The organism is Paraburkholderia sp. SIMBA_053, assembly GCF_046534895.1.
In the GTDB taxonomy this organism is placed as follows: domain Bacteria; phylum Pseudomonadota; class Gammaproteobacteria; order Burkholderiales; family Burkholderiaceae; genus Paraburkholderia; species Paraburkholderia caledonica.
Genome location: NZ_JAWRXU010001792.1, coordinates 1 through 233, shown reverse-complemented (window position 1 = coordinate 233; position 233 = coordinate 1). Strand labels below are relative to the sequence as shown.

Sequence of the window (233 nt, the reverse complement as noted above, 5' to 3'; positions counted from 1 at the left end):
CGTCGGCGAGCATGGCCGGGTCGGGCGCCTGTCGCCGGCTCTCGGGAGTGATGTCGATGAAGGCCACGCCGGCAGCTGCACAGGCTTGTGCGGCGACGGCGTTGAAGGCGTCGATCTCGGCGGCGACGAGGCCGGCATCGCGGCTCTGCTGGCGCGCATACGGGGTCAGGCCCCAGTCCGGGATCGACAGCACGATCACCCGCGCCGCCGCGCCGCCGGCGAACCCGATCGCC

At 73.8% G+C, this 233-nt stretch carries 1 protein-coding gene; it reads right to left on the bottom strand.

What is annotated here, in order from left to right; genetic code table 11:
• On the bottom strand, positions 1 to 233 hold a 233-nt coding region (locus SB753_RS41690; protein WP_410805770.1), incomplete at both ends, for a hypothetical protein.